This window comes from Rummeliibacillus pycnus, assembly GCF_044359855.1.
Classification (GTDB): domain Bacteria; phylum Bacillota; class Bacilli; order Bacillales_A; family Planococcaceae; genus Rummeliibacillus; species Rummeliibacillus pycnus_A.
This window is the reverse complement of record NZ_CP132291.1, coordinates 1574961-1599232: the sequence shown is the minus strand read 5'-3', so window position 1 is coordinate 1599232 and position 24272 is coordinate 1574961. Positions and strand designations below refer to the sequence as shown.

Genomic DNA, 24272 nt, shown 5'->3' with positions numbered 1-24272 from the left:
TTTCTGATAGATGAAGACGGAAGGTTCTCTAGGAAAGTAATATATTAAGAGTTTAGTATGAAAGAGTGAGGGGTGGTTACTTACCTGTAGAAAGAGTCCGTCTGAATAAAAAAACTTATCATTCACTCAAATAAGTTATAGAATGTTCGTGTTTTTTGATTAGTAAAGAATTAGTGGAATTAATTTATTTTAATAATATAAAAACGATAAAAACGTCACAATGTCCACATGGGGAGTACATATTGTGACGATTTTATGTCTATTTTGTTTGTAAACGGTTTCAATGGGTGCATAATATAAGAGTTTTATTTTAAAATAAATATCAATGATATATAATTGACGAATAATATTTTGAAAGAATATTTAAATTCTTCCGAAATTCATATGCTTATATTTTGTCAAAATTCAACATGATGGGAGACAACAAGATGAAAACCATAATTGATGCTGTTTACAACTTTTTATGGGGACCGTGGATGATTTATGGGATTTTACTAGTTGGATTAGTATTTACTATCTTAACAAAGGGTGTACAAGTTAGATTCTTAAAAGACATGTTCGGTCAAATTTTCCATGGTAAAAAATCTGATGCAGGCGTTTCTTCATTCCAAGCCATGTCGATGGCGCTATCTGGCCGTATTGGTACAGGTAATATTGCTGGTACAGCTACAGCAATTGCTTTTGGGGGTCCTGGTGCTATATTCTGGATGTGGGTGACAGCTTTCATTGGTGCAGCAACCGCGTATGTAGAGTCAACACTTGCTCAAATTTATAAAGAAGAAAAGAATGGACAATATAGAGGTGGTCCCGCGTACTACATTCATCATTTTACTGGTAAAAGATGGTTGGGAATGATTTTTGCCATTGCGGCATTAATCGCAATGTCAGTTCTTCAACCGACTGTACAATCAAATGCAATTGCTGATGCGATGAAAACAGCATTTAATATTCCACACTGGGTATCAGGTTTAGTTGTTTGTCTAGTCTTAGGGACAATTATTGTTGGTGGGGTTAAACGTATTGCTAACGCAGCATCTGTCATCGTACCTTTTATGGCAATAGGATATATTTTAGTTGCAGCTATTATTATTATTATTAATATTAATCAAGTACCTGCAATATTTGGCCTAATTTTCCGCAGTGCATTTGGTGCAGAGCAAATCTTTAGTGGTATTTTGGGTGCAGCAATTGCATGGGGAGTTAAACGTGGTATATATGCAAATGAGGCAGGTCAAGGTACAGGTCCTCACTCATCTGCAGCTGCAGAAGTATCTCATCCTGTAAAACAAGGTTTAGTACAAGCTGCTTCAGTCTATTTAGATACATTCCTAGTATGTACAGCTACAGCATTCATGATTTTGTTTACAGGTATGTACAATGTACAATTAGATAATGGAAAAGGTAAATTTTTAGTAGAAAATATACCGGGTATTGATGCAGGTACAGCTTATACACAGGCAGCTGTAGATGCAGCATTTCCAATCGGTGGTTTTGGAGCAGCTTTTGTTGCCATTGCATTATTCTTCTTCGCATTTACGACAACAATGGCTTATTACTATATTGCTGAAACAAATGTTTCTTATATCTTTGATGGAAAAAAACAAAAAATTGGAATTCGTTTCGTTCAAATATTAATTATTTTAGCAACATATTTCGGTGCAGTAAAAACTTCTGAATCTGCATGGACGCTTGGTGATATCGGTCTTGGTATAATGGTTTGGGTAAATGTTATATCCCTAGTGTTCTTAGTAAAACCGACGCTTATTGCACTTAAGGATTATGAACAACAGAAAAAAGCTGGTAAAGATCCAGAGTTTGATCCTGTGAAACTTGGTATTAAAAATGCTACTTTTTGGGAAGAAAGACTTAAAAAATAATATTTAAGAGAAAAGGTGTCTACAGTTCATTTGCAGACACCTTTTCTATGGTATTTAATTATTATTAACACAAATTTTTGAAAGGTGTTATTCTCGATATCCTTCTATATTATCCGCAAAATAAAAAACGGATTTTAGAATTGTATCTGGAAGTTTGCAAATTACAACTCTGAATCAGACAGAAAATACAAAAAAACCTCTTGGAAATTACAATGATGAATTTTCTAAGTTTCCTCCATCTTTATAGACACTCTTCAATGCTGCTTCCTCTGCGGATATTCTCACAAACATCATAACCATATTTAAAATAGTAAATAGAACCGCAGTATAATATGCTTGGAAAATTAATGGGATAACTGCAATCTCTAATGCGACAATCAAATAATTGGGGTGGGGTAGCCATTTATACGGCCCTTTCTTCACTAAGTTTGCATCCGGCAACACAATAATTTTCGTATTCCAAAAATGCCCTAATGACTTGATAGCCCACACTCTACCGATTTGTAGTAACAAAAAGAATCCAAGTAACAAAATCCATAATGGATTAAGAGATGCATTTTTTACGTAGTGTTCAATGAATAGACTGCACAAGAATGATACATGTAGTAAGACAATAAATGGGTAATGTGATTGTCCGAATTCAATAGCTCCACGTTCTTTCATATAATGCTCATTTGCTTTAGCAATACGTAACTCTACGATTCTTTGAAGACAGATGATTGCAAACACAATGAAAAATAAAATGTTCATCACTCCCATTCTAGTAAGACTAGTTCACCGCTAAATCCAGGACCGAGTGAAGCCATAATTCCAAGTTCACCAATTGCGGGTTGCTGCTCCATAACATGTTTTAAAACAAATAGTACTGTAGGCGAGGACATATTGCCATGCTGTTGTAAGATGAAAGAACTTGCTGCTAATAATTCTTTTGGAAGTTCCAAAGCTGTTTCATATGCGGTAAGCACTTTTTTACCTCCAGGATGTGCGATGAATTGGCTGATATTTTGTAATGATTGTCCATTTTCCTGAAGGAAAGTTTTAACAAATGGTGTAAGCCATTTTTCAATAATAATAGGAATGCTTTTAGAAAAAATTACGTGTAGGCCGTTATCTTCAACACGCCATCCCATAACATCTTCTGAATTTGATAGTAGTCTAGAAGCGGTGTTTTTAATAGAAGGTAATGTTTTTCCACTAGATAATTTTACTTGATCGCCGCATACCAAAGCACAAGCAACACCATCTCCGAACAATGAGGTTCCAATTAAGTTGCTTTTATTTAAATCCTCTGGTTGAAATGTTAGGCTACATAATTCAAGACAGATGACTAATACCAACGCTTCAGGGTGTGCTAAACAATAATCATTCGCACGACTTATTCCTGAAGCACCACCACCACAGCCAAGTCCCCATATAGGAATACGTACGACATCTTCAGAAAATGATAGTTGGTTCATTAATCGTGCTTCGATACTAGGTGTTGAAATCCCTGTAGTCGATACAAAAATAATCGCATTAATATCTTTAACATCAATAGAAGATTTAGCTAAGCAATCTTGAATTACACGAACACCATAATCTGTTGCCAATTCAATATATAGATCATTTCTTTCTGAAAAAGAATGATCTTCTTTATACCACTCTATTGGCATAGCGAGCTGTCGATTATGGATTTCTGCATTCTTAAATACTTTTAAATAACGTTCAAGTCTTTCCATTCTACCAGCGAAAAGTTGCTGTATAAATTCTTCTGCCTTCTCTTGGGGGATTTGATGTGGAGGAGTGTATGTACTGACTGCATGAATTTTTGGCATATTGGATTTAAGCTCCTTTGTATAATAAGTTGTTATTAGTCTATACAATTACGGGTTCATATATGCCGGAAAAAGTAGAGTTAGAGGTTCGTGCATACAATAGAAAATTTAAAGGTTGAAATAGTGCTAGGGGAATACGGGAGCTACATACTTTTTATGTATTAGTTTTGGTTTACTGGATTTAATATTAGGATTACTTGGGTGGTTATGCAGAAATGTTTTCTTAAGTAAGGGACGATTAAACTAAAGACAAAAAAATAATGACTATTACATGAAATGACACCTTAAATCAATAATTTAAGGTGTCATACAATAAATATTATAGATTCTTCATTTTCTCAAGTGCAATGATAAATGGGGGATCATTTTTTTGATTGATAAATTCATACCGTAGTACATGAACTTTTTTCTGAGGTAAATTACTGACGTATTCAATAACTTGATCACGTTCCGTTTTACCCCCTTCATGTCCGTAATAAACAACTAATACAATCATGCCGCCTACTTTTAAAAGACTTAACAAATTTTCGATAGCTTTTAAAGTAGTGCTAGGTTTTGTAATGATTTCGTGCTCGCTACCTGGTAAATAACCTAAATTGAAAATAGCAGCACTAATCGATTCTTTTACATATTGGGCAACGTTTTCGTGACCATCTAAAATTACTGAAACACGGTTAGCTAATCCTTCTTCGTCTAAACGATTCTTCGTGGAATCGACAGCTTGTTGTTGTACATCAAATGCATAGACATGACCGTGTTCACCAACTAATTGAGCAAGAAAGGCCGTATCATAGCCGTTACCAGCAGTAGCATCTACGACAACATCACCAGCTTCAACAGTATCTTGTAGTAGGAATTGTGCATATTGTAAGACGCGTTGTAGTTTCATCGTGTCTTCACTTCATCGGCTTTGTAGAACTTGCCTTGCCAGCTTCCACGGCGTTCAAGCTCAGCATCGATGCCATTTAAAACTTCCCATTTGTTGACTGACCACATTGGTCCAATCATTAAGTCAATTGGGCCATCACCAGTAATACGTTGCACTACCACTTCTGGTGGAATCACTTCTAATTGGTCAGCTACTAAATTGATATAGACATCTTTGTCCATTAATTCAAGCTTCCCTTTTTCGTATTGCTTAACGAGTGGTGTGCCTTTTAATAAATGTAGTAAGTGGATTTTGATGGCTTGGACATCTAATTTTGCCACTTCTCGTGCTGTTTCCATCATCATATTGTAGTCTTCTAGAGGTAAGCCATTGATAATATGGGTGCAGACGCGAATGCCATGTTTACGAAGTTTTTCTAACCCTTCTACATAAGTAGCGTAATCATGAGCACGATTGATCAAGTTGGCTGTACGTTCATGAACTGTTTGTAATCCAAGTTCCACCCATAAATACGTACGTTCATTTAATTCAGCTAAATAGTCTACAACATCATCTGGTAAACAATCTGGTCTGGTAGCAATACTTAGACCCATTACACCCTCGCAAGCAAGTGCTGCTTCGAATTTCTCTTTTAAAACAGGGAGAGGTGCATGCGTATTTGTATAAGCTTGGAAGTATGCCATTGTTTTGCCGTCTTTCCATTTATGTTGCATTTTTTCTTTGATTTTTTCGAATTGAACAGGGATTGGGTCTACGCGATCTCCTGCAAAGTCGCCTGATCCAGCGGCACTACAGAAAGTGCAACCACCAAAAGCTACAGTGCCATCACGGTTTGGACAGTCAAAACCTGCATCTAAGGCAACTTTATAGACCTTGCAACCAAATTCATCTCGTAAGTAACGGTTCCATGTATAATAACGTTTCCCATCAGAAGGAAAGGGGAATTCATTGTTTTTAATTTCAGTCATAGTTTCACTCCTCAACTTCCTATTCTATCACGGACTTGTAGAAGTGGACGAATACTTTATCTGTTACAGGAAGAAAGTTAGAAATTTGTTGGAGATGGTTGTAAGTTTTCAAAAAGGTTGATACGATTGCTTAGATATTCGAATTAAATGGAGGATTTAGTAATGCCCAGAAGTGTTTGGTTATTAATTATTGGGATGCTTGTCAATACGGTAGGTAATTCATTTTTATGGCCGTTAAATACAATTTACATGCATGATCATCTAGGACAATCGCTTTCAATGGCAGGGCTTGTACTCATGGGAAACGCAGCAGCTGGTGTGGTTGGTAACCTTTTAGGTGGCTATGTATTTGACAAATTTGGTGGTTTTAAATCGATTATGTTGGGTACAATTATTACCATCATCGGTTTAATATGCTTAGTATTTTGGCATGGATGGCCACATTATGTTTGGTTTTTAACTTTAATTGGTTTTAGTGGGGGAATTGTATTCCCAAGTATGTTCGCAATGGTTGGAACTGCTTGGCCAGAAGGCGGCAGAAAAGGCTTTAATGCAATTTATCTTGCACAAAACTTAGGCGTAGCAATTGGCCCAGCACTTGCGGGAGTTGTTGCCAATAAAAGCTTTGATTATTTGTTTATTGCAAATTTAATAATGTATGTTCTATTTTTCTTTGTTGCTTTATCATATAAAGGAATTTCATCAGAAAATGGTATGGCACCAAGTTCTGTTCTTAGTGAAGGTGCGAAAGTGAAGGATCGTTCTTCTTTTAATGCTCTATTTATTTTAGGAATAGGGTACCTATTAAGTTGGATGGTTTATACTCAATGGACGACTACCATTTCATCTTATACACAGGATCTCGGCATTTCGTTGAATCAATATAGTCTTCTATGGACTGCAAATGGTTTATTAATTGTTTTGGGGCAACCTCTTATTAACCCAATTATTAAGAGAATGGGTGAATTTTACAAAGGTCAAATTTTCATTGGAATTGCGATCTTTTTCATTTCATTCTTTGTTGTAAGTTTTGCAAGCACTTTTAATATGTTTCTTGTGGCCATTATGATACTTACTTTTGGTGAAATGTTTGTTTGGCCGATTGTACCAACAATTGCTAGTAAACTTGCACCGAAAGGAAGAGATGGTTTCTACCAAGGGCTTATTAATAGTTTTAGTGCGATTGGTAGAATGATTGGCCCATTCCTTGGTGGAGTATTAGCGGATCAATATGGGATGAAAATTACGTTTTATGTGTTGATGGGTATTTTAGTCATCGCTTTGATTCCTTATATGCTATATGATCGACCTATAAAGCAAAAAGAAAAAGAAAATATAAATGTAGAGGAGCTGTAGGAGCTGTAATAGGCTCCTTTTTTATTTGGTTCTGGCATATGATATTGTTGATTCTTTTAATGCATTCCTACTTGTGCGAAGTGGCGATTCCTGTGAAGAGGCTCGTCAGCGAACTTGATGAAATATCAGCAGTATTGATAAACAAAACCTTTAATATAAATGCTGAAGCCGGATAGATTTATATGTGGAGGATGATCATCTAAAAGAAAGTATTTAGCAGGCGCATCAGAAAAGAATGAATCTATTTAAATTTGCAAGAATATTCCGTCTTTGAGAAAATAATAGAAAAGGGGGAGTGGAAAGTGAAGATAATTTATCGGTCTGCAGAAGAAGCCATATCACAAGTAAATGACGGAATGACTATTATGGTAGGAGGCTTTGGTCTTGTAGGTATTCCAGAGCAGCTTATAATGGCTCTTGCTCAGAGTAGAGTAAAGGATTTAACAGTCATCTCTAATAACTGTGGTATTGATGATTGGGGTCTTGGATTGCTATTAAGAAATAAACAGATTAAAAAAGTGATAGCTTCATATGTTGGAGAAAACAAAGAATTCGAACGACAAGTATTAGCAGGTGAATTAGAAGTTGAACTAATACCACAAGGTACTTTGGCAGAAAAGATACGTGCTGGTGGTGCGGGAATTCCTGCTTTTTATACACCTGCTGGGGTTGGTACGCCGATTGCAGAAAACAAAGAAATTCGCGACTTTGGTGGAAAAGAATATTTACTAGAAGAATCTTTAGTTGCTGATTTTGCATTGGTAAGAGCTTATAAAGCAGACCATCTAGGGAATTTACAATATAACAAAACAGCACAAAACTTTAATCCAATTATGGCAACCGCAGCGAAAATTACAATAGCTGAAGTGGAAGAATTTGTTGCAATAGGCGAACTCGATCCTGGTTATATTCATACGCCGAGTATCTATGTTCAAGGAATGCTTCAAGCAAAACAACAAAAGCGCATTGAAAAAGTGACGACTCGTTCATAGGAGGAGAAGACATGAATATTCGTGAAAAAATTGCAAAAAGGGCTTCGCAGGAAATAGCCGACGGAAATTACGTGAACCTAGGGATTGGAATGCCAACACTTGTTGCTAATTATATAGAAGAAAAAAATGTTATTTTACAATCAGAAAACGGTCTTCTTGGTATTGGACCTTATCCAACTTCAGATAAAGTAGATCCAGACTTAATCAATGCTGGAAAAGAAACCATAACAACTGTACCAGGAGCAGCTTTTTTTAGTAGTGCAGAATCTTTTGCCATGATTAGAGGGGGGCATATTGATGTTGCCATTCTAGGTGGGATGGAGGTTTCTGAAAAAGGAGACCTTGCAAATTGGATGGTTCCAGGAAAAATGATTAAAGGAATGGGCGGAGCAATGGATCTCGTACATGGTGCAAAAAAAGTAATTGTCATCATGGAACATAATGCAAAGGATGGGTCTCCAAAGATTAAAAAGACATGTGATTTACCGTTAACAGGTAAAACAGTAGTTGATTTAATCATTACGGAAAAAGCGGTAATTGAAGTCACAAATAATGGGCTCGTATTAAAAGAAGTGATGGATGGTTTTGAAGTTGAAGATGTACTTCGTGATACAGGTGTGCAGTTGAATATTGATCTAATCCCGAAATTTTCATAAATTTACTAAATCTCTTGTCAATTTACGTTACTTCGATTAGAATAAGATTCAATAATGATATGACTGTGAAAGGGAATAGTAGGTTTATCTGGATTTTGTAGAGAGCTAACGGTTGGTGTAAGTTAGTAAATCAGTAAATTGAACTCGCCCAGGAGTCACAATGGTGAAATGAATGATAGCCAAAGTCGTTTTCCGCGTTAAGGAATCAAGTTGAGTGCTTACACTAATTTGGGTGGTACCGCGGGAGATTTTATACTCTCGTCCCTTTTTCAAGGGACGGGAGTTTTTATATTTCACGGCATTCTTCATATTAGAAGCAAACTAACTATCGTTATTTTACACAAAAAGGAGGAGTTACCATTGAATTTCAATCATCAAGAAATCGAGAAAAAATGGCAAGCTTACTGGGCTGAACACGAAACATTCAAAACAGTAAATGACGATTCAAAACCTAAATTTTTTGCATTAGATATGTTCCCGTATCCATCAGGTGCAGGTCTTCATGTAGGACACCCTGAAGGCTATACTGCAACAGATATCTTATCTCGCTTCAAACGTATGCAAGGCTACAATGTAATGCATCCAATGGGATGGGATGCATTTGGTCTTCCTGCTGAACAATATGCACTTGATACAGGAAATGACCCTGCAGAATTTACACAAAAGAACATCAGCACATTTAAACGTCAAATCCAAGAACTAGGTTTTAGTTATGATTGGGATCGTGAAATTAACACAACAGATCCTGAATACTATAAATGGACTCAATGGATCTTCATCCAACTGTATAAAAAAGGTTTAGCTTACATTGACGAAGTAGCTGTTAACTGGTGTCCAGCACTTGGTACGGTGCTAGCAAACGAAGAAGTAATCGATGGTAAATCAGAACGTGGTGGTCATCCAGTAGAACGTCGTCCGATGAAACAATGGATGCTTAAAATTACTGCATATGCTGATCGTCTAATTGATGATTTAGAAGAAGTTGATTGGCCAGAAAATATTAAAGATATGCAACGTCACTGGATTGGTCGTTCTGAAGGTGCTGAAGTCGATTTCAATATCAAAGATACGGATAAACACTTCCGCGTATTCACTACACGCCCAGATACATTGTTTGGTGCTACTTACACAGTACTTGCTCCAGAACATGCATTAGTAAAAGAAATCACGACAGATTCTCAACGTGAAGCTGTAGAAGCATACTTAAATGAAGTGAAGATGAAATCGGATCTTGAACGTACTGATTTAGCAAAAGAAAAAACAGGTGTCTTCACTGGTGCATACGCTGTGAATCCTATTAATGGTAGAGAGATTCCGATTTGGATTGCAGACTATGTATTAGCTAGCTATGGTACAGGTGCAATCATGGCCGTGCCAGCACATGATGAACGTGACTATGAGTTTGCAAAACAATTCAATTTACCGATCATCCCTGTTCTTGAAGGTGGAGATGTTGAAAAAGAAGCCTTTACAGAAGATGGTCCACACATCAACTCAGATTTCTTAAATGGTCTAGGCAAAACGGAAGGGATTACGAAAGCAATCGCATGGCTTGAAGAAAACAAAGTCGGCGAAAAGAAAGTTTCCTACCGTCTACGTGACTGGTTATTCTCTCGTCAACGCTACTGGGGTGAACCGATTCCAGTCATCCATTGGGAAGATGGTACAATCACAACAGTTCCAGAAGAAGAACTTCCATTAGTTCTACCAAAAACTGCTGATATCCGTCCAAGTGGTACAGGTGAATCACCACTTGCAAATATTGATGAATGGGTAAATGTTGTAGATCCTGTTACAGGTAAAAAAGGACGTCGTGAAACAAATACAATGCCACAATGGGCTGGCTCAAGCTGGTACTTCTTACGCTATATCGATCCACATAACAAAGAAGTAATCGCTGATCCAGAGCTACTAAAACGTTGGTTACCAGTTGATATTTACATTGGTGGTCAAGAACACGCAGTTCTTCACTTGCTGTATGCTCGATTCTGGCATAAAGTTCTTTATGATTTGGGCGTTGTACCAACAAAAGAACCATTCCAAAAACTATTCAACCAAGGTATGATCCTAGGTGAAGGTAACGAAAAAATGTCTAAATCGAAAGGGAATGTTGTAAACCCTGACGATATCGTAGCTAGTCATGGTGCAGATACACTTCGTTTATACGAAATGTTCATGGGACCACTTGAGGCTTCTATTCCTTGGTCTACAAATGGATTAGATGGAGCACGTCGTTTCTTAGACCGTATCTGGCGTCTATTTATCAACGAAGAGAATGGCGAACTATCAGATAAAATCCAAGCATCAAATGATACAACTCTAGAAAAAGTGTATCACCAAACAGTACAAAAGGTGACAGATAACAACGAACATATTCGTTTCAATACTTCAATTTCTCAAATGATGGTCTTCATCAACGATTGCTATAAAGCTGAAGTTGTACCAACAGCATACGCAGAAGGATTCGTCAAAATGTTAGCACCAATCGCTCCTCACATTGCTGAAGAGCTTTGGGGAAAACTTGGTCACACGGAAACAATCACTTATGCTGAATGGCCAACATTCGATCCAGCAAAACTTGTAGATGATGAAGTCGAAGTCGTTGTTCAAGTTAACGGAAAAGTACGTGCTAAACTTATGGTTGCAAAAGATGCATCGCGTGAAGATCTAGAAAAAGTAGCACTTGCTGATCAACACGTAAAAGAACATATCGAAGGCAAAGACATCAAAAAAGTTATTGCTGTTCCTGGTAAACTTGTAAACATCGTTGCAAAATAAACCGAATTTAAATTTTCCGAATACAATGTAGAAACAATTTAAGTCATAAAAAACCTTCTTCTCAAAACCAATTTGAGGAGAAGGTTTTTTCATGAAAAAGATAAATCAGAAAAAATAGCTTTTTACTTAGAATACTAAAAATATCCAATTGATTGACTGATTAATTGTTAATATAATAGTATATATACAAATTTTCACTTAACAGGAGGGAAATATGAAAAACATAAGATTAGTACTATTAATAATGATTGCATTTGCTATTTTTGGTCATTCCAATGAGGTGAATGCTTTTGATGGTGAAGAATCATCAACGATTTTGATTCCTAGTAATTTAGAAACTTTAGAAGTCGGAGAAAAAGAAGATTTAGCAATTACGGTAATAACAAATGGTCAATCAACAACAGTTAACAGTAATATCACTTGGACGAGTTCAGATTCATCTATAGCAAAGATTGATTCTAATAAAATTATTCCTTTAAAAAAAGGGAATATAGTTTTAAATGTTGTATATAACAACATTTCTAGAAATTTTAAAATAAATGTTACTGATACGAAAGCACCTATTTTGTCAGGTGTTGATAATAAGACCATCTATAAAGGAACATTATTTGATGCTAAGAAAGGAATCAGTGCAAAGGATACGAATGATGGCAATGTAACAAATAGGATTAAAATCAGTGGAAAAGTAAATAGTAACAAAATAGGTACTTATAAATTAACATACATTGTTGTAGATTCTTCAGGGAATAAAACAACTAAAAATCGGACTATTAAAGTAAGAAGAGCATTGAAAGATAGTTTTTATAAGGATTCTGTTGATGGATGGACTATGTACGGACACAAAAACATTATTAATAAGAAGTGGAATTTTATTTATAAAAACAGTATTGCTCTAATACCAATGATGGATAAAAACTATGTCTATCTATTTTTAGTTACTGAACATCCAAAAATAAAACCTAGCCAAATTAAATTTACAATTAATAAGAAAAGCAAAATTATAAAATTAAAGGATAATGGGGCTTCTCTCACGAAATCAGAAATAGCATTTTTAAAAAACAACATTACAAGTAACAGTATTGTAGAGGTTGAATTAAAAAATTCTAAAAGCAAAGTGAAGTTTAAGCTCAATCAAAAACAAGTTGATGCATTAATTGATAGTGTAAAGTGGACCTATTTTTTATAAAATAGATATCTCTGTATAATAAAATGATAAACATAAAAAAGCTGCTCCATAAGGAACAGCTTTTTTCGTTGCATTTTTAAGCATTATTGAAATTTATCGATTTGTTAAAGAAAAAAGTTCTCTAGTCGGTTTTCCGTCTTTTGATATTTTAATGATACCTACTTTAGGCGCGAGATACATTTTTATATTACCATAATTGACACGCACAACATTTTTGAAGGTTCCTGCCTTTACTGTAAAAGGTTTTATTAAAATGTTCATTTGTACAGGAGTTGGCCCCATAAAATAGTATTTTTTATTGCTTATTACGGGATACTCAAGTACCGTCATTCCCTCTGCATGAGCAGAGTACATCGTAAGGCCACGTGCCTCTTCAATCATGTGTAGTTGGTCATAACCTTTTGGATCATACTGATAAAGTTTTTTACCTTGATACCAAACATATGAATTTTTATTAAAATATCGTAAGAAGGGGCTAGAAGTTTTTCCATTACTCCACATGTAATCGTACTCACTAGGATATGTGAAAAGCGCAACTCCGGTATTATGATATTTATAAACCTTTTTAGGATTCATAGCATAGCTTACTTTTTGGCTTTTTATGATCTCTAAATTAACGCTGTAGATATATCCGATTTTTTGTCCATATTTAACCTTTGCCCAGCCGTTAGAATTAATGGAATACAGAAGGACCTTATTATTTTTTTGAACTTTCGCTATTTTAGTGGATTTTGAACTAGGATTTTTATAAAGACTTGTTGGATAGATTATTTCTCCATTCATTGTTTCAGCTTGTGCTTTTGGTTGCTGTACTACAAATAAACCAATGATTAGAATAAGTGCTATAAGGCATTTCATACAAGTATATTTCTTCATATTTTTCTCCTCTTATTAGTTTGTCTTTAGCTTACATATATTATCATTTGGCCGTTATTATTCCATTTAAATTTATTAGTAGGGAATATTGCTGAAAATGGAGATACTAAGATGTAAATTATCCCCGACGTGGATACAATTCGAAATTTCGTGGATTGAATACTTAAATTCGTGATATGCTAAACGCCTTCCGCAAATCTTTTAAATCCTATTGAAACTTTCGAAGACTTAAATCGTATATAATATTAATGAAATATTGGAGAAGAGGTTATTTAGAATGGAATCACAATTTCCGAAGGTTCTTCGGTTCTTTACCTTGCTATGGGCCGTGACGGCTGTAGGGTTATTTGCAGGGGTTTTTGTTCCTCAATCACTTGTTATGCCTATCAGTATTGCAACAGTTGTTTTACTGATAATTGTCATGTTTAGTCGTGCAGCAAGAAAAGCAAGCAAATTCATTTCAATTTTATTTGCTTTCTTGACAGGTATTACTTTATATAGCCTATTAAACTTTTATATTGGTGCTTTAGGTGGCAATTTAGTTCTTGTAATTTTCGGTACAACTGCAGCAATTTTTATTGTTGCTGGTTTAATTGGCTATAATACAAAGCGTAATTTGGGAAACTGGGGTAAATTTTTATTTATTTTATTAATCGGTTTGTTCATTTTCTCTATCATTACTATATTTGTTGGTTTTAGCAATATTGTTATGGTAGTTGCTAGTGCCATTGGCGTACTCTTATTCGTTGGCTACACACTGTATGATATGAATCAAATTGCCCGCAACTATATAAGTGATGAAGAAGTTCCACTTGTTGCATTAAATCTATATTTAGACTTCATCAACCTATTCACAGAGTTACTAAAACTTGTTTACTATTTGAAAAACATTCTGGATGAAGATTAATCATTTAAAAAATAGTGAAAGCTAATCATATGGCTTTCACTATTTTTTATTATCTTGCCAGAGAAAAAGTGGTTTTTCATCAATTACAATATTCATTTTTCTTCACCAAAGATTCAGATATATTTCAGTTTTATGTAGTAATATTAAAGTACTATTTTCAAATTAGAGGGTGAGAATATGAAAATTCTTATAGCTGAAGATGATATGAGGTTGTTGAAGAATATTGTTTTTATGTTAAAAAAAGAACGATATTTAGTTGATGGTGTAGAAAACGGTGTTGAAGCATTGGAACAAGCATTTATAGAGGAGTATGATTTGATCATTTTAGATTGGATGATGCCCAAAATGGACGGAATCACTGTATGTCAGGAGTTACGAAAAAATGGATATGAAGGCGGCATTTTGATGTTAACTGCTAGAGATGATGCACAAGATGTGGTTCAAGGCCTAGACATGGGTGCAGATGATTATCTGATTAAGCCTTTTAAGATGCAGGTTCTATTAGCAAGAATCCGTGCAATTTTGCGTAGAAAAAACAAACCAATTGAACAAATTATTCAACTGCAATCATATGAACTACATGTAGATGCAAGAGCACTTTTCAAGAATCATGAGAAAATTGAACTAACAAAAAATGAGTTTTTATTATTAGAATATCTATTTATAAATAAAGGACGTATTTTAACAAGGGAACAAATTTATGATCAAATTTGGGGATATGACGAGGAAGTATCGAATAATGCACTGGATGCATTGGTGAAATTAGTTCGAAAAAAAATAGATGATGGTGAACAACCTTCTCTTATTCAAACGGTAAGAGGGATTGGTTATAAATTGAGAGATGCCTATGTTTAAACAAATTCAACGAAAACTGACAGTGCAATATTTAGCCTTTTTCTTATTATTTGTGTTTTTACTAATGATTGTTCTCTATTTTGCTATTATTGCGATTGTACAACAACAGCAAGTACAAGAGCTTAAATTATTCCATCAAAAGGAGCACTATCATTTAATGGGGGATAACATTAGAAAAGATAGAGAAATCGAATATGATGCAAACAGAATTTATTTTTACTATATTTTCACAAATCGCCACAAATTAGTGCACGGAGACGAATCTATTCATGGACTTAGTAAAGATATTGATCAATTAATGGTACATGCAAAAGATGGTGATCCACAATCCATTGAGTGGAAAGGGGAACATTTACTACTGTTAAAATATCATCAACCTTTAAACTCTAATGGAAACTATATGATTATTGGACAATCAGTTACGAAAGAATTTCATTTGTTAGAGAGAATGATGTACGCAATTATTATTCTTACTTTGATTGGTATAATAATTATTGCTTTTCTTAGTCACTATCTTGCAGGCAAAGCAATGGTACCGATTAAACAGTCTTTTGATCGTCAACGCAAATTTGTATCAGATGCGTCACATGAATTACGAACACCTTTAACAGTTTTCTATAGCTCTTTGGAAGTATTAGAAAGTGATGACGAGAATCGATTCAGTACTTTTGGACAAGAAGTAATAACTGATTTAAAAGACGAAGCACAACATATGGAAACATTGCTAGAAGGTCTATTATTTTTAGCACGTTTTGACCAAAATAAGTTGCCTATTAAGAAGGATTCAATTGTGCTATCCGATATAGTTAAAAATATGACTAAGTCCTTTGAAAGAACTTTACCCGAATCAATCAAACTTAAAACAAAAATAGATGGCAATATACATTTTATTGGCGATGAAACAAAAATTCGAGAAATGCTTTATATTTTACTTGATAATGCGGCCAAATTTACGGAGCAAGGATTTATTAATGTGTCTCTCTCAAGCTTTAATAATAAAATTGAACTAATCGTTGAAGATTCAGGAATAGGAATAAGTGAACAGGATACACAACATATTTTTGAACGGTTTTATCAAGCTACAAAAAATCAACAAAAAGAGGGAACAGGTCTAGGCTTGGCCATTGCACATGCCATCGTTTTACAACATCAAGGTCATATTTCCGTAGAAAGTAAGTTAGGTCAAGGAACAAAATTTATTGTTTCTTTGCCAATACAAAATAAAAAAGATTAAATCTTAATTAATGAATCAATTTCATAATTCAAAATCCATATTAAATATACGACCATTATGATAGTCAATTTTGTTCATCGCAACGCTTTCGACGACGAGTCCTCGAAAATGCATTCGTATTTTCTTCGTGCGGTGCTAATTCAAGGAAGCTAATTCAATGTCCTACGGGAAAAGCTTGAGCTGAGAGCCCCGCAGGAACGTTAGTACTACTAGGCTGAAGCTAGCGTTAGCGATGCAGACTTCAACAAGGAGATTGAAGTCAAGCCCATGGAAAGTGCCGCCTGTAGCGGAACATCCAAATCTGAATATTGAAAACTTAGTATGTTGAAATGTTCATATTTAAAAACCGAAAGTGGATTTATGAAATTGATTCAAATAAAAAGAATTAGCTCAATACGACAAAAGGTATCAGAGGACAGATGTTCTCTAATACTTTTTTTTATATTTTTAATATTATTAAATCAATTTTATAATTCAAAGATTTATTAAAATACACCATTAGCTCATTGTCTATGAAGCGGAAAGCGCCATCTGGAGCGGAATACTAAGTAAATACTGGAAATGAAATATTATACGAATTATTGAGTTGTTTAATTGGAATATTTGTATTTATTAAGTAAAATCTCTGATGAGATATGTATTTTGAATTTATCAGTATTTATTCAGACTCATTTCATAATGTGTATTTACACTGTATATGAAGGGAGCGGATAAAGTTGAAAAAAAGCATAGGATTATTTCTATTAATACTGATTTTTGGTACATCGGGTGGTGCTTATATTGCACATGCAGATGATGATCACCACGAATATAACGAAGAACATAAAAATCATGATGAAAAAGAGCATGATAAATATGAAAAAGAACATGATGACGATGAAAAAGAATATGAAAACAACTACGATAATGGATATTCTGAAGATAATACGTATACATCTGAACAAGGTGGATGGAATATTTGGACCCGATCTTTAGTTCAAAATACGGATACGTTACCCATTAAAGAGGCAAAAAAAGCAACTTTTAAAATTGATAATAAAACCCTTGGATTTTATGTTATTCCTAAAAACGGGGAAGTATTTGTCCCAGCCCAAAAACTAACGGAAGCTTTAGGTGGACAGTCAACATATTACGAAACGTCGAAGATTTTGATTACAAAGATTAAGGATCATCAGCTCATTTTCAGAGCCAATACAAATGTAGTGTATGAAAATATGTTTAAAACACCAATGCCAGCAAAAGCTTTTCATTTTAGTAAGGATATTTATGTACCAGTAAGCGTCATCTTAAATTCATTTGGCTATTCCATTGATTGGCAAGAACAGCAACAACAATTTATTTGTCAAACCATATAAGGAGGAATCGGAACATGAAAGACACAAAAAAAGCAAAGTGGCTTATCGGTTCGTCTGCAGTTCTTTTATCGGCTGGATTGTTAACTCAGCTGAACGTCAAAGGAACTGCGGAAAACAATACCACCACTAATAACCAACAAGTCATAATCGACCAATCCAAGGTAAGTAAAAAAGAAAAAGAAGTACTTCAACTTGATTGGACAAATTTTGAATTAACAAAAGCTACCACAGTAAAACAAGATCGTCAAACAAGAAGATCATAAAGGTGAGACAAATGGAATCCATAACATTGAATATGATGAATACCGATTTTTATATAGAAGTACCAGGGGCTTCTGAAAATTGGAAAGAACCCGTTTCAAAATGGCTTCACTATGTGGCACAAGAATGGTCGCGATTTATTCCAAATAATGAATTAGATCAGATCAATCAATTACCTGTTGGCAAAACATTAAAAATAAATACATCGTTGTACGACTGTTTAAAAAAGGCAAATCACTTTTACGAGAAAACAAATGGGTTATTTTCACCCTATTTAAAAAATCAATTAGTAAAACAGGGATACAATCAATCTTTTCCTTTCAGTTCAGTTGAAATGCATGAAGAAAGGTTAGATCCAATAGTGAAAGATCCATTGCATTTTTTAGGGAACCAACAAATTTATAAAACTTCGAATCAACCAATTGACCTTGGTGGTTTTGCAAAAGGCTATGCTGTTGAACAAATAAAAAAGTGGCTACAAATCCATGACTTTAGTTATGGTATTGTGGACGGCGGAGGTGATATGGCAATGTGGTCTGATGGAGAAAAAGAATGGTCTATAGGCATTGCCAACCCCTTTAACGGAACAGATATGGGAAGTATTAAAATACAAAATGGTGCTATTGCTACATCTAATAGAATATATAGAAGCTGGACTTATCAACAACAAGAAAAGCATCATATTTTGAATGGACAAACAGGAAAAGTTGCAGAGAGTAATATAATACAAGCAACAGTTATTACAGATAGTCTTTACAAATCTGAAGTTAGTGCCAAGTTATGCTTTTTGATGAACGAACTACAGCTAAATAAATGGCTTGAAAACAATGAATGGCGTGTGGCACGATTTATAGTCGACCAAGATGAAAAGGCTAAATGGATTAAAATGGGAGATGGGAGATATGTTTAATACTTGGGAATGGATTCGCATATGCGGATTTCTCGCGTATTTTTACTTTACCGTTTCGGTTATTTTTGGTCTATTTCGAAAAACACCATCAATTACCAAACAAAAAAATTTATTATTTCACTTACATCTAAATGCTGGTTGGCTGGGATTATTAGCTCTTGCATTGCATGTTTTACTACTTTTAATTGATCGATATCAACCTTATCGTGTCATAGAGATTCTTGTACCTTTTACAGCTAACTATAAACCGATTTTGTCAGCATTAGGAACATTAGGTTTATTTATATTTTTAATTGTAATCATGACATCTGATCTTTTGATTAGTAAGATGAATCGTAAGCTTTGGAAGTCCATCCATTTTCTTGTACTTCCTGCATGGATTTTGATCTTCTTACATGGTCTGTTCATCGGTACAGACAGTGCAAACCCTATCATCGAAATATTTTATATTCTAACAGGCAGCATTATCATTATTGCAAGCATTCTTCGAGTATATGGTTCATATATGAAAACAACAGCTCAAGCATTAAATAAAAAAGGGTAAATATCATCTTATATATGCCTATTATTAGCTAATTGTGTGAAGTGCTATGTTGCTTTGCTTTAGTTGCAGAGTAATTCTTCCTGTAGATGTAAGTGTTACTAATAAGAATTAAATGTAACTCTAAGAAATCTTCGTTTAAAAGCTAAAGTTGAATTGAATATTTGTATTTTTTGTTAATTTTTCGTTCATTTTGAAGTGGATATGTAAAAAAATGCTATAATCCGATTGTGATATTTGATGGAGGTGTTTTTTTATGTATTATAGTAATGGGAATTATGAGGCTTTCGCACGTCCTAAAAAACCTGAAGGAGTTGATGAAAAGTCAGCGTACCTTGTTGGTTCGGGGCTAGCATCACTTTCAGCTGCATGTTTTTTAATTCGTGACGGACAAATGAAGGGAGAGAATATTCATATTCTCGAAGAACTAGATATCTCAGGAGGTAGCCTTGATGGTATTCTAAATCCGACAAGAGGTTTTATCATTCGTGGTGGTCGGGAAATGGAAAATCATTTTGAATGCTTATGGGATTTATTCCGTTCAATTCCTTCTTTAGAAATAGAAGATGCTTCTGTTTTAGATGAATTTTATTGGTTAAATAAAGAAGATCCTAACTATTCAAAATGTAGATTGATTGAAAATAGAGGACAAAGACTTGAAGATGATGGAAAGTTTACATTATCTGATAAATCATCTGAAGAAATGATTAAATTATTCTTTACTCCTGAAGAGAAATTAGAGGACAAGAAAATTACAGACGTTTTCTCTGAAGCGTTCTTTGAATCGAATTTCTGGCTATATTGGTCTACGATGTTTGCTTTTGAAAAATGGCATTCAGCAATGGAAATGCGTCGTTATATTATGCGTTTTATCCATCATATTGGGGGTCTACCTGATTTATCTGCTTTAAAATTTACAAAGTATAACCAGTATGAATCTTTAGTACTTCCTATGATTAAGTATTTAGAAAAGCATAATGTTAATTTCCAATATAATACTGTTGTAGAGAATGTTTTGGTCGATAAAGTTGGAGATAAAAAGGTAGCTCATACTTTAGTGTTAAGACAAAATGGTGAGAAAAAGAATATTGAGCTAACAGAAAATAAATTAGTTTTTGTTACAAATGGTAGTATCACGGAGAGTACAACTTATGGTGACAATTATACGCCAGCCCCTATAAGCACTGATTTAGGCGGAAGCTGGTCACTTTGGAAAAACATCGCTTCCCAAGATTCTGAATTTGGTAAACCAGAAAAATTCTGCGATAATCTTCCGGAAGAAAGTTGGTATGTTGCAGCAACACTAACTACATTGGATGATCGGGTTGCTCCTTATATTGAAAAAATTAGTAAAAGAGATCCATACGCTGGAAAGGTAGTTACTGGTGGTATTGTAACTGCTACGGATTCTAATTGGATGCTAAGCTATACGTTGAACCGACAACCTCATTTTAAAAATCAACCAAAAGATCAATTAGTAGTTTGGATATATGGTTTACTATCTAATAAACCAGGTGATTTTATTAAAAAGAGTATCACCGAATGTACTGGAATTGAGATAGCACAAGAGTGGTTGTACCATATGGGCGTACCTGTAGATGAAATACCGGACTTAGCGCAAAATTCTTGTAATACAATTCCATGTTACATGCCTTATATAACATCTTACTTCATGCCTAGAGCAATGGGAGATCGTCCTTTAGTTGTCCCTAATGGATCTGTTAACTTAGCCTTCATTGGGAATTTTAGTGAAACAGAAAGAGACACTGTATTCACAACTGAATATTCAGTAAGAACAGCAATGGAAGCTGTTTATCAATTATTAAATATTGATCGAGGCGTTCCAGAAGTGTTTGCATCTACTTTTGATATTCGTACTTTGTTAGCTTCAACTGCTCGCTTACTTGATGGTAAAAAATTAACAGATATAGATGCTCCATTTATCTTAAAACAAATAGGTAAATTAGGTATTCATAAAACGAAGGAAACAATAATATATGATTTACTCAAAGAAAGTAAATTGATATAAAAAGTGTATGCTAAAAAAGCTGATTCATAATCTTGAATCAGCTTTTTTACAATTATAATTCACTTTCATCTAACTACTTAAAAAGGGAATGCTTATTTTTAAAATTACATGGTGATATTTGCGCTTTTTATATTCTGAGAAATAGATAAAACCACGAAGTTGCCAAATTTATTCTTAAAGTTCTATTAAAAAAAGAAATAACATGAAAAACAGTGTTAAATTAGAGATACTTTTTATAAATCTATTTAAAATAATTACAATACCTCTACTTACTTCAATTAATGAAATATTGATTCAAGTGTATGTTAATTAGGATAAAATAGGAGAACATTCTTCTGTAATCTATCTTTCAAGGTGCTTGTATCTCATTGGTTTACTCGACTCCCGATAGTAAAAAAGCTGAATTTTAATGGCAAAAATCTTATATCGCCATATTAGTTGAAGTGGAATTAGCGTAGACTTCAGTGTGAAAACGGACTAGATTAGAGCTCGTAGGAAGCGGCTCAGCGCTCGCTCACAGGAAAGCAAGCAATTCATAGCTAATCAGTTGATATCTGGTTTTTTGATAGATAAAACTGGATAATTAACATGCGTGATATTGATTATTTTAAAAAATTCTTTAATTGTGCACAATAGATAGAAGATGGATATCATTTACATTGGAAAATAAAAGGAGTGTTCAAATATGGTAAAACGAGTTTTGGTAGTTGAAGATGAAGTTCAGATTGCGAAAATATTGAAACTTGAGCTTGAATATGAAGGATATGAAGTAGTAGTTGCTAATAATGGGAAATTCGGATTGGAAGTAGCTCTGGAAGGGAAAATTGATTTAGTACTATTAGATATAATGTTACCTGAGATGAATGGAATTGAGGTATTAAGAAGAATAAGAAAAGAAGATGAACTTATGCCGGTCATTCTACTAACAGCACGTAATATGACGATGGATAAAGTGACTGGATTAGATCTAGGAGCGAATGATTATATAACAAAGCCCTTTGAGATGGAAGAGTTGCTAGCAAGAGTGCGTTCTTGTCTTCGTCAAAATACAATTATCTCGAATGTTTCAAATAATGATGATTCCATTGTATCGGTTAGAGATTTAACTATTAATAATGATACGAGAGAAGTAATGAGAGGTAATTCTTCTATATCATTAACCCCAAAAGAATTCGAACTACTCGTTTATTTGGTTTCACGAAAAAATAAAATAGTAACAAGAGATAACATTCTTAAAGATGTATGGGATTACGATTATGAAGGCGATACAAATGTAATAGATGTTTACATTTGGCATTTGAGAAAGAAAATCGACGAAGGATTCGAAAGTAATGCCATCATTCAGACCGTAAGAGGAGTGGGTTACATAATAAAGGAGAATTAAGTAGATGAAAATTAATACTAAAATAAATTTGATTACAACAGCATGGATCATTTGTTTGCTTGTCATCGTTAATATCGTAGTGTTTTATTCTTTTATGAGTGTCACTGTCAATGTGGAAAAAAAGATAGTGCTGCAAAATGCGAGTGCAATATTAGACGATATTAATAATGGTGATTCGGATGCAGTAATTGAAAAAAAATTATCAAAATATTTAACACGTGGATCATATATTCGAATTCTAGATAATCATTCGAAAGTCATACATCAAGTAACAAACAACGAGAAGATGGCGAATAAAATAAAAGGGGAATTTACTAGAAAAACAAATTCAGAACGTTATTTAATTCATCTAGGAGAAGTAGAAGAACAAATTCTCGTTGTTAGAATACCAATTGAATCTAATGGACAAGTCATTGAAACCTTGGAAATTGGGGAAAAATTAGTGGGTTTAGAATTAGGCAAAGACGTATTATTATCTATTCTAATCTTTTGTACTTTTTTTGGAGCTCTAATTTCTCTCATTGGGGGAAGATGGTTAGCGAATATCATCATTAGACCCGTCTCTAATATGATTGATACAATGGAGGAAATTGAACAAAGTGGTATTACGAAAAGAATGGTTATCGATCAGCGGCCTAAAGACGAATTACAGAAACTAGCTGTAACCTTTAATCGCATGATGGATCGATTAGATATCAATTTAGAAAAACAACAGCAATTTATTTCAGATGCCTCTCATGAACTGAAAACTCCAATTACTGTTATTAAAAGTTATGCAGATTTCTTACGAAGACGTGGCATTCAAAACGAAGAAGTAGCACTCGATGCAGTCGAAGTCATTTATTCGGAAGCAACTAGAATACAACAAATGACAGAGAAATTTTTAGATTTAGCTAATACTGATGTGGAAAATGCATTAGAAAAGAAATCAATAGACCTAATAGCATTAAGTCAGGAAATAGTTAAACAGCTTCATAGCACTTATAAGAGGGATTTGGTATTACATTATGAAGAGACACCAATTACGGTAATAGCGGATGAGTTAAAGTTAAAACAGATAATCATTATACTTCTTGATAATGCAATCAAATATAGTTCCGATAAAATTGATATTTTTTTAGAGAATCAAGAATATCACACAATTATTCGAGTAAAGGACTATGGAATAGGTATACCTGGGGACGAAATAAATAATGTCTTTGAGCGATTTTATCGAGTTGATAAAGCGAGAAATAGAGAAACAGGTGGTACAGGATTAGGTTTATCAATTGCAAAAAATATTATGAAACAACATAATGGGGAAATTAAAGTAAATAGCATTGAAGGAGTCGGAACAGAGGTGGAGTTATTCTTGCCAAATAATTGATTCCGATGTCAGCAAAAAATCTATTGAAAAGAGCTGTT

21 protein-coding genes and 1 other annotated feature are annotated in these 24272 nt (G+C 34.2%); of the genes, 16 read left to right on the top strand and 5 right to left on the bottom strand.

Going from position 1 to position 24272, the window contains the following annotated elements; genetic code table 11:
* The first annotated feature begins 428 nt into the window (after nucleotides 1–428).
* On the top strand, nucleotides 429–1877 hold the full coding sequence (locus Q8X41_RS07820; RefSeq protein WP_397539691.1) for an alanine/glycine:cation symporter family protein: 1449 nt from the start codon (nucleotides 429–431) through the stop codon (nucleotides 1875–1877).
* Between the two features lie 207 nt (nucleotides 1878–2084).
* Here the strand turns inward: Q8X41_RS07820 and Q8X41_RS07815 are convergent, their stop codons facing one another.
* The 4 genes from Q8X41_RS07815 to Q8X41_RS07800 form a co-directional block, all read right to left on the bottom strand.
* A complete protein-coding gene (locus tag Q8X41_RS07815; protein WP_397539690.1) occupies nucleotides 2085–2627 on the bottom strand; it encodes an isoprenylcysteine carboxyl methyltransferase family protein in 543 nt (180 codons plus the stop codon).
* Nucleotides 2627–3691, bottom strand: a complete 1065-nt coding sequence (locus Q8X41_RS07810; protein WP_397539689.1) for a type III polyketide synthase — start codon at nucleotides 3689–3691, stop codon at nucleotides 2627–2629. The genes Q8X41_RS07815 and Q8X41_RS07810 overlap by 1 nt, the downstream gene beginning before the upstream one ends.
* Nucleotides 3692–4010: 319 nt before the next feature.
* Nucleotides 4011–4580 carry a class I SAM-dependent methyltransferase gene (locus tag Q8X41_RS07805; protein ID WP_397539688.1) on the bottom strand — a complete coding sequence of 190 codons (570 nt, stop codon included), beginning with the start codon at nucleotides 4578–4580 and terminating at the stop codon, nucleotides 4011–4013.
* Nucleotides 4577–5548 carry a TIGR01212 family radical SAM protein gene (locus Q8X41_RS07800; protein WP_397539687.1) on the bottom strand — a complete coding sequence of 324 codons (972 nt, stop codon included), beginning with the start codon at nucleotides 5546–5548 and terminating at the stop codon, nucleotides 4577–4579. The genes Q8X41_RS07805 and Q8X41_RS07800 overlap by 4 nt, the downstream gene beginning before the upstream one ends.
* Nucleotides 5549–5710: 162 nt before the next feature.
* Here Q8X41_RS07800 and Q8X41_RS07795 point away from each other — a divergent pair, with 162 nt between their 5' ends.
* The 5 genes from Q8X41_RS07795 to Q8X41_RS07775 all read left to right on the top strand — a co-directional run bounded on the left by Q8X41_RS07795 (nucleotide 5711) and on the right by Q8X41_RS07775 (nucleotide 12516).
* The gene (locus tag Q8X41_RS07795; protein ID WP_397539686.1) at nucleotides 5711–6904 is read left to right on the top strand and encodes an MDR family MFS transporter; all 1194 of its coding nucleotides are present in this window, start codon (nucleotides 5711–5713) and stop codon (nucleotides 6902–6904) included.
* Nucleotides 6905–7206: 302 nt separating this feature from the next.
* Nucleotides 7207–7896 (top strand): CoA transferase subunit A, encoded by a 690-nt coding sequence (locus Q8X41_RS07790; protein ID WP_397539685.1) that lies wholly within the window; start codon nucleotides 7207–7209, stop codon nucleotides 7894–7896.
* Between the two features lie 11 nt (nucleotides 7897–7907).
* On the top strand, nucleotides 7908–8552 hold the full coding sequence (locus Q8X41_RS07785; RefSeq protein ID WP_397539684.1) for a 3-oxoacid CoA-transferase subunit B: 645 nt from the start codon (nucleotides 7908–7910) through the stop codon (nucleotides 8550–8552).
* 56 nt (nucleotides 8553–8608) lie between these two features.
* Nucleotides 8609–8821, top strand: a binding site (T-box leader).
* 91 nt (nucleotides 8822–8912) lie between these two features.
* On the top strand, nucleotides 8913–11330 hold the full coding sequence (gene leuS / locus Q8X41_RS07780) for a leucine--tRNA ligase (RefSeq protein WP_397539683.1): 2418 nt from the start codon (nucleotides 8913–8915) through the stop codon (nucleotides 11328–11330).
* A 214-nt stretch (nucleotides 11331–11544) separates the two neighbouring features.
* Nucleotides 11545–12516 (top strand): DUF5011 domain-containing protein, encoded by a 972-nt coding sequence (locus Q8X41_RS07775; protein WP_397539682.1) that lies wholly within the window; start codon nucleotides 11545–11547, stop codon nucleotides 12514–12516.
* Nucleotides 12517–12609: 93 nt separating this feature from the next.
* Here the strand turns inward: Q8X41_RS07775 and Q8X41_RS07770 are convergent, their stop codons facing one another.
* On the bottom strand, nucleotides 12610–13392 hold the full coding sequence (locus Q8X41_RS07770; protein ID WP_397539681.1) for an SH3 domain-containing protein: 783 nt from the start codon (nucleotides 13390–13392) through the stop codon (nucleotides 12610–12612).
* A 277-nt stretch (nucleotides 13393–13669) separates the two neighbouring features.
* Here Q8X41_RS07770 and Q8X41_RS07765 point away from each other — a divergent pair, with 277 nt between their 5' ends.
* The 10 genes from Q8X41_RS07765 (at nucleotide 13670) to Q8X41_RS07720 (ending at nucleotide 24234) form a co-directional block, all read left to right on the top strand.
* The gene (locus tag Q8X41_RS07765) at nucleotides 13670–14299 is read left to right on the top strand and encodes a Bax inhibitor-1 family protein (protein ID WP_397539680.1); all 630 of its coding nucleotides are present in this window, start codon (nucleotides 13670–13672) and stop codon (nucleotides 14297–14299) included.
* Between the two features lie 177 nt (nucleotides 14300–14476).
* A complete protein-coding gene (locus tag Q8X41_RS07760; protein WP_397539679.1) occupies nucleotides 14477–15154 on the top strand; it encodes a response regulator transcription factor in 678 nt (225 codons plus the stop codon).
* Nucleotides 15147–16388, top strand: a complete 1242-nt coding sequence (locus Q8X41_RS07755) for a sensor histidine kinase (RefSeq protein ID WP_397539678.1) — start codon at nucleotides 15147–15149, stop codon at nucleotides 16386–16388. Before Q8X41_RS07760 ends, Q8X41_RS07755 begins: the two co-directional genes overlap by 8 nt.
* A 716-nt stretch (nucleotides 16389–17104) precedes the next feature.
* Nucleotides 17105–17743, top strand: coding sequence for a stalk domain-containing protein (locus tag Q8X41_RS07750; protein ID WP_397539677.1), 639 nt, complete (start codon nucleotides 17105–17107; stop codon nucleotides 17741–17743).
* Between the two features lie 14 nt (nucleotides 17744–17757).
* Nucleotides 17758–18006 carry a hypothetical protein gene (locus Q8X41_RS07745; protein ID WP_397539676.1) on the top strand — a complete coding sequence of 83 codons (249 nt, stop codon included), beginning with the start codon at nucleotides 17758–17760 and terminating at the stop codon, nucleotides 18004–18006.
* Between the two features lie 11 nt (nucleotides 18007–18017).
* Complete coding sequence (locus Q8X41_RS07740; protein ID WP_397539675.1) at nucleotides 18018–18914, top strand: FAD:protein FMN transferase; 897 nt, start codon at nucleotides 18018–18020, stop codon at nucleotides 18912–18914.
* Nucleotides 18907–19458 (top strand): ferric reductase-like transmembrane domain-containing protein, encoded by a 552-nt coding sequence (locus Q8X41_RS07735; RefSeq protein WP_397539674.1) that lies wholly within the window; start codon nucleotides 18907–18909, stop codon nucleotides 19456–19458. The genes Q8X41_RS07740 and Q8X41_RS07735 overlap by 8 nt, the downstream gene beginning before the upstream one ends.
* Before the next feature lie 253 nt (nucleotides 19459–19711).
* Complete coding sequence (locus tag Q8X41_RS07730) at nucleotides 19712–21484, top strand: oleate hydratase (protein ID WP_397539673.1); 1773 nt, start codon at nucleotides 19712–19714, stop codon at nucleotides 21482–21484.
* Nucleotides 21485–22169: 685 nt separating this feature from the next.
* Nucleotides 22170–22868, top strand: coding sequence for a response regulator transcription factor (locus Q8X41_RS07725; protein WP_397539672.1), 699 nt, complete (start codon nucleotides 22170–22172; stop codon nucleotides 22866–22868).
* 4 nt (nucleotides 22869–22872) lie between these two features.
* Entirely contained in the window at nucleotides 22873–24234 is a 1362-nt protein-coding gene (locus Q8X41_RS07720; protein ID WP_397539671.1) for a sensor histidine kinase, read from the top strand.
* Nucleotides 24235–24272 lie beyond the last annotated feature (38 nt).